We start from the raw sequence: 4,937 nt of genomic DNA, 5'->3' as shown, positions 1-4,937 counted from the left end.
CTCGAGCGGCCGTCCGTCGGGGAAGAACCGTTGCCTGCGACCTACCGGCGGCTACGTCGCCTCATGCTGGCCGCCGAGCGGGATACCGTGCTCACCGCCCAGGCGGAGCGGAGATACCAGGAGCACGCGGTGCGGGCGGCGCTTGCTTCGATCGACGCCGAGGAGACCGCTCTCCAGGCGAGTGCGCCGAAGAAGCCGGGAGCGGAACTGACCTGAGACGGTTGGCTCATCGGATGCCTCGGCAAGCCCACTCGGCTCAGCCATATGCGTAGGCTGAAGATCTATGCGACTTCTACTCATTCGTCATGGCCAGACTCCCGCCAACGTTCTCGGCCGCCTGGACACGGCACACCCGGGTCCTGGGCTGACCGAACTCGGTCAGCGCCAGGCGGAGGCGATACCGGGCGCCCTCCGCGACGAGGCCGTTGACGGTATCTTCGTTTCCACCCTGCTGCGCACCCAGCTCACCGCCTTGCCGCTGGCCACCGAACGCGGCCTGGAGCGGCGGATCGCCGGGGGGCTACACGAGATCGAGGCGGGCGACCTTGAGGGCTTGAGTAGCTACGCCGACCAGATGCGCTACATGGAGGTGGTCTTCTCCTGGGCCGCGGGTGAGCTCGATGTGGAGATGCCGGGGGGCCCGGACGGGCACGACTTCTTCGGCCGTTTCGATGCCGCTATCGAGTCGATCGGGCGCGAACACGACGGCACCGTCGCGGTCGTCAGCCACGGCGCCGCGATCCGCACCTGGGTCGCATCCCGCACGACCGACGTCAACGTCCGCTACGCCGCCGCCCACGAGCTGGCGAACACGGGAATCGTGATCGCGAACGGCAGCATGACGGATGGGTGGGTCGTCGAGGAATGGGACGGGGCTCCGATCGGGGGCAGCCAGCTCCAGGACGCATCAGCGGACGACCCGACGGGTGAAGCGCTGAGCTGAGCCCGCGCATAACCCCGCCTCGGTGGGGAACGCAGAACCGGATGCCGCCAAGTTCCGCGGCGCGCGGGTGCACGGCGGCTCACATCGGCGGAGTTGTGCGCGCTGAAAGCGCCCTACCGCCGGTGTCGATCCGGCCCGCGGCGATGAGCCACCTGAGCCCGTCGGCGATTGCCTGGGACGAGGTGAACCGCGGCGCATACCCAAGATCAGATTCCGCGGCTGCGATGCTCATCGACGGGCTGCGTGTGATGTGGTCAGAAGACGCCGCCGCGTGTTCAGGGGAGAGCTCGGCCAGGAATTCCTCCAGGGGCCGGTATCTGAGTTTCGCCTCCTGCCCGAACCAGCCCGCCACCGTCTCAGCGATCCCCCGGAGTGTCATCGCGCGCTCCGAGACGACATGATAACTCTTGCCTGCGCTGATCGCCTGTCGGGCGATCGCCCGCTCGAAGCACTGGGCGACGTCATCGGCGTGGACATGATGCACCGTCTCAAGGCCGAGGTTGGGAAGCGTCAGTTCGGAGCCCGCCGCCAGCCGCTCCCACACGCCAAGGTCGAAATTGCCTGCCGCGTTGACCATGGGCCAGCCGGGGCCGGTGATGTGCCCCGGGTGCAGGACTGCGCACGGGAGCCCCCCGTCCCTGTTGGACTCGGCGAGAAGCAGCGCTTCGATCGCCGCTTTGCCGACACCATAGTCGCCGATCGGCCGCCGCTCATCGGACTCCCTGCTGGGCACCGCGACGGCCGGACCGTGAACCCAGATCGTGCCGCAGCTGACCAGAAGATCCACCCGGCCCCGGAGGGCGTCTACGAGCTGACCGGCTGATTCCCGCGTGAAGCACATCATGTCCACGACGACGTCTGGAGCCAGATCCGCAATTTCACCCGCGAACGACCCGTTCGCGTCGCCCGCTTCCCTGTCGAGTTCGATCCGCTCGACGTGGCGCCACGCGGCATCCTCTCGATATGGCGTGCGGATGCCGCGGCTCACGGCAGCCACGGTGTGCCCTGCTCGCACGAGCCGAGGGACAAGGTAGCTGCCGACATGGCCGGTCGCTCCAATGACGACGATGCGAGACATTCGGCACCCTCTCCCTGACGGTTCGATGCGAGTTTACGTCAGGTGAGTGATGGACACTCGGGCTGGAGGGCGGCGATTCTTGCGGAGTACTGCCGGTAACCGCGCCGGACGCTCAACGCGAAGAAGAGAGATCCGATTCCCAGACCCTCGGCGACGGCAAGCGGAACCGGCGCGCTGAAAACGTTCGTGGTGGCCGCCGCCAGCAGCCCGAGCAACGCCGAGCTGATAATGATGAGCTGGCTGAGTCCGCGCTTCGGAGTGAAGAAGTAGGACGTCTTCTGCACGCCCGGGAAGTCGTGGTGCGCCGACGCCAGGAGAACCGCCGGATGCCGGGGTCGAGTTCGGTAGACGCAGCGCGAAGCGGATTGATAGCCACCACGTACATCAGGTCCTGGATGCCGATGTTCGTCACGCGGGGCTGGGTGAGCAGGCCGACCACGTCGATGAGGGCCAGCACTCCGATGGCGAGCGCGATGAAGGCATCCGAGACGTCCGTCACCTGCCCGATGAGAGCAAGGCGGACCAGTCCAGCGGAGACAAGGGTGAGGAGAACGCCGATGCGGGCGAGAACCTCACCTTGGGCCGTCCCGCGCGCGGCGAGGAGACCCCCAAGTGTTCGGTAGCGAGAAGTTGCGCGCGGACGGGCGGGAGAGGGTGAAGCGGCTCAGCGGGCGGGCCCGCACTGTGGCTGCGCATGCGGACACTCTCCGCCCGCACGCTTCAGCGCAACAGGGGGAATGCACGCACCGTGCTACCGGGTGAGCGAGGCGTCGTGCTCTTCGTGCGCGCGCCTCAGCAAAGCCATGAGCTGGGCCTCGTTCCGGACCCACTGCCGGTATTTCGGCTGCAGCTTGCGGATCGCGTCCTCTTCCTCGACGAGCATCGCAAAGACGCGGTTGCGCTCAGCCTGGTCGGCGGTGTATTCGAGGTCGAGGTAGGCCGTCGCGTGGCGGCGTGCGCCGGAGATCGCCGCGTGGGCCTTCCCCTTGGGGCTGATCACCGAGGCGATGACCGTGACGATGAGCACGCCCAGGATGACGCTGAGCGACAGACCCGTGCTGATCTCGACGACGGGTACAGGATTGCCATTGTTGATGAATGGAACGTTGTTCTCGTGCAGCGCGTGCAGGACGAGCTTGACGCCGATGAAGCCGAGGATCGCCGCAAGTCCGTAGGAGAGGTAGACGAGGCGGTCGAGGAGCCCGTCGATGAGGAAGTAGAGCTGGCGCAGACCAAGCAGGGAGAATGCGGTCGCCGTGAAGACGATGAAGACATCCGTCGTGAGGCCGAAGATCGCGGGGATCGAGTCGAGCGCGAAGAGGATGTCGGTTCCGCCGATCGCCACCATCACGAGGAGCATCGGGGTGAGTACCCGCTTGCCGTTCTCCGTCGTGAACAGCTTGTCGCCGTCGTAGTGCTCGGAGGTCGGAAGGAACTTCGTTGCGAGCCGGATGATGAAGTTGTCGGCTTCATCACCTTCGTCCTTCTTCGGCTTGAGCATGTTGCCGGCGGTGAGCAGGAGGATCAGGCCGAAGAAATAGAAGATCCAGGCGAAAGAGTTGATCAGCGCTGCGCCGAGGAAGATGAACCCGGTTCGGGCGATGAGTGCGAAGACGATACCGAACAGGAGCACCTTCTGCTGATCTTCGCGAGGAACCCGGAAGCTCGCCATGATGATCAGGAACACGAACAGGTTGTCGACCGAGAGGGCCTTCTCTGTGATGTACCCGGCGAAGTACTCCGAGCCGGGCCCTGGCCCGCCGAAGAAGAGGATGCCGAAGCCGAAGACGATCGCGAGACCGACATAGATCGACGACCAGATCGCCGCTTCCTTGAGGGACGGGACGTGCGCCTTGCGGACGTGGAAGAAGAAGTCGAAAGCCAGCAGGCCCAGGATGAAAACGATGGTCAATGTCCAGACCAGTGGCGATACGTCCATGGTTCCCTCTCGATCGATCTGCCGCTCGAGCCGGCTCACTCCGCCACCGGCCGCCCAGCGGTGCGTCAGCCAGGCTACGGCACTGCTGCTTCACGCAACTGTGGGCGAACCTGCTCCGCTCGGCAAGCCCCTTGTCGCCGGAATTGCCCCATGCTTACTGTGAACGCTTGACGAGAAAGGAAGGGCGCGAGAATGACCACATCGACCCGCAAGAAGTCCGGCCGCCGAGCGACGCGGAAGTCCAGCGGTGGGGCGACACTCACACGCGACGTTGCTCCCGGCATCCACCGCCTCGAGCATGCCTACGTCAACTGTTACCTGGTGGAAGAAGCGGGGGCGATCACTCTCGTGGACGCGGCGTTCCCGTCGACCTGGCCGCACCTGCTGTCGGCGCTGTCGGAGATCGGTCGGTCGTTGGCGGATGTCTCTGCCCTCGTTCTCACGCACGCTCACTTCGACCACGTCGGATTCGCCGCGCGGGCAGTGAAGGAGCTTCAGGTGCCGGTGTGGGTTCACGCCGCCGATCGGGAGCTGGCCGCACACCCGTACCGCTACCGACGGGAGCGCACGCCGTTCCTCTACCCGCTGAAGTACCCGAAATCGACGCGCGTACTCGCAGCCATGACGGCCGCTGGCGCATTGGCGGTGAAGGGCGTGAGCGACGTGAGGGAGCTGCCCTCATCGGGTGTTCTCGACGTTCCGGGTACCCCGACCGTCGTCTTCACTCCTGGCCATACGCTTGGGCACTGTGCGTTGCACTTCCCCGACCGCGACGCACTGTTGACGGGCGACGCCCTGGTCACGCTCGACCCGTACAAGGGATCGAGGGGTGCACAGATCATCGCGGGTGCTGCGACGGCGAACTCGGAACAGGCGATGGAGTCGCTCGTTCCGCTCGCCGAGACCGGTGCCATGATCGTGCTGCCAGGGCACGGTGAGCCATGGCTGGCCGGAATTCGCGCCGCCGTGCAGGCCGC

The 4,937-nt window shown here is 65.9% G+C and carries 5 protein-coding genes and 1 pseudogene; 3 read left to right on the top strand and 3 right to left on the bottom strand.

Going from position 1 to position 4,937, the window contains the following annotated elements; all coding sequences use genetic code 11:
- A pseudogene (locus JWP90_RS12555) lies at nt 1-216 on the top strand (Na+/H+ antiporter); the annotation flags it as partial.
- A 67-nt stretch (nt 217-283) separates the two neighbouring features.
- Nucleotides 284-943: a histidine phosphatase family protein gene (locus tag JWP90_RS12550; protein WP_297364779.1), complete on the top strand. Its 660-nt coding sequence runs from the start codon at nt 284-286 to the stop codon at nt 941-943.
- A 79-nt stretch (nt 944-1,022) separates the two neighbouring features.
- On the opposite strand, the gene JWP90_RS12545 is transcribed toward JWP90_RS12550, so the two are convergent.
- The 3 genes from JWP90_RS12545 to JWP90_RS12535 form a co-directional block, all read right to left on the bottom strand.
- Nucleotides 1,023-2,021: an NAD(P)-dependent oxidoreductase gene (locus JWP90_RS12545; protein ID WP_297364776.1), complete on the bottom strand. Its 999-nt coding sequence runs from the start codon at nt 2,019-2,021 to the stop codon at nt 1,023-1,025.
- A 38-nt stretch (nt 2,022-2,059) separates the two neighbouring features.
- Nucleotides 2,060-2,305: a hypothetical protein gene (locus JWP90_RS12540; protein ID WP_297364774.1), complete on the bottom strand. Its 246-nt coding sequence runs from the start codon at nt 2,303-2,305 to the stop codon at nt 2,060-2,062.
- 467 nt (nt 2,306-2,772) lie between these two features.
- The gene (locus JWP90_RS12535) at nt 2,773-3,960 is read right to left on the bottom strand and encodes a TerC family protein (RefSeq protein ID WP_297364771.1); all 1,188 of its coding nucleotides are present in this window, start codon (nt 3,958-3,960) and stop codon (nt 2,773-2,775) included.
- A 192-nt stretch (nt 3,961-4,152) separates the two neighbouring features.
- Between JWP90_RS12535 and JWP90_RS12530 the strand changes: the two genes are divergently transcribed.
- A partial coding sequence (locus JWP90_RS12530; protein ID WP_297364768.1) for an MBL fold metallo-hydrolase occupies nt 4,153-4,937 on the top strand: 785 nt, incomplete at its 3' end.

The organism is Mycetocola sp., assembly GCF_025464835.1.
In the GTDB taxonomy this organism is placed as follows: Bacteria; Actinomycetota; Actinomycetes; order Actinomycetales; family Microbacteriaceae; genus Mycetocola_A.
Note: the sequence above shows the minus strand (reverse complement) of the source record. Positions and strands in the feature narration are given on the sequence as shown.